This is a genomic window from Paenibacillus nuruki (assembly GCF_001721045.1).
GTDB classification, from domain to species: domain Bacteria; phylum Bacillota; class Bacilli; order Paenibacillales; family Paenibacillaceae; genus Saccharibacillus; species Saccharibacillus nuruki.
In genome coordinates this window covers 1-1318 of sequence record NZ_MDER01000111.1, presented here as the reverse complement: position 1 = coordinate 1318, position 1318 = coordinate 1, and the positions used below count along the sequence as shown (strand labels likewise).

Sequence of the window (1318 nt, the reverse complement as noted above, 5' to 3'; positions counted from 1 at the left end):
TTATACCTGTTTATAATAATTCTTCAAATTATGAAAAAAAACCTTATCAGGAATCAGGAAAGCAAAAGATTTATTTACCTATAGCTAAAAAGGAAGAAAATGATACTTTATTTTGGAATTTGTTTGTTAATGGATATTATGAATATACAACTACGCTAGAAACCTTTTTGGGTTGGAGAAAGATTTTTGGTGGAAATTGGCATTTAAATCAATTTAACAAAATGCTTCAAGAGAACAAATTAGAAGAGTTTCAACCATCTGTAAATGAAATGAATAAGATTAAATGGTTGAATGATTTTTACAGTCTATGGATTAACGATGAGGGAGTAGATACAGTAGTTAAGTCAGTTTTCGTTCCTACGCAAAGTGGACAATTTATTTCTATTGAACGTTTGTATTTTGATTCTAATATTAATAATGATGTAAAAGCGATTTTATTTGAGCTAGATCCTCCTTTCAAAAATCAGTTAATGCACCGAGATATTTCTGCTTTTGACGACTATTTCAAAGATATGCTCTCTAGACATTATGATACAGAAAAATGTGCCAATAACATTGAAAATAAAGTAACGGCTATTCTTTCAGAAGAAACGGTTAATCAAGAAAAACGAGCAAATGAAGTACAAACTATTTTTAATAAATTAACTGATTTTTTTTTAAAAGAACCACAATTAACTGAAATAATTTTCCCTAAAATTTTATCTAAAAGAATGTTGTTATCTTCTCCTGAAGAAACTTTAAGAAGAATGAAAATTGCTGAAAAAGTAGAACAAAATGGATTGGATTTAGCAGGCCTAGAAGAGCTTATACATTATTATCAAAAATTAAAAAGCAGTTTAGACAATTCTACATTTGATAATGAAGAAATCAAAAGGCAGTTACAGCATATTGTAACTTCAACTCCAGAAATGAAGAGATATTTTGATTCAATGTTATCAAGAAGCGTACAAAATGTTTATCATTATTTAAAAAAATTGACGCAGTATGAACTTCCAGATACCCTAGAAGAGTGGAAAATTGAAGATAATCAAACAGTATTTTTTGCAAAAAAAAATAACAATGAAATTATCATTGTTATTCGTCCAACTGATAACAATGTAATTATTTTTTTTGGTGATGAAGAATTAGAAGTACTTGATAGTGGAACATATGAATTGTGGACAGATAACGGCACTGATCAAAAAATAATAACTTTAGGTCATCTTTTAAAAACTACAGAGATTACAAGAATTCCGTTGAAGAAATTATAGAAATTAGAAATAGTGGAGGTGTTTAGAAATTGAGAACAATAGATCATATTGTATTTGCTATACAAAAT

General features: G+C 27.8%; 1 protein-coding gene. It reads left to right on the top strand.

The genetic code is table 11. The features are described from left to right. The coding region (locus PTI45_RS24345; protein WP_175425263.1) for a hypothetical protein at positions 1 to 1250 on the top strand (1250 nt) is incomplete at its 5' end. Between the last annotated feature and the right edge of the window lie 68 nt (positions 1251 to 1318).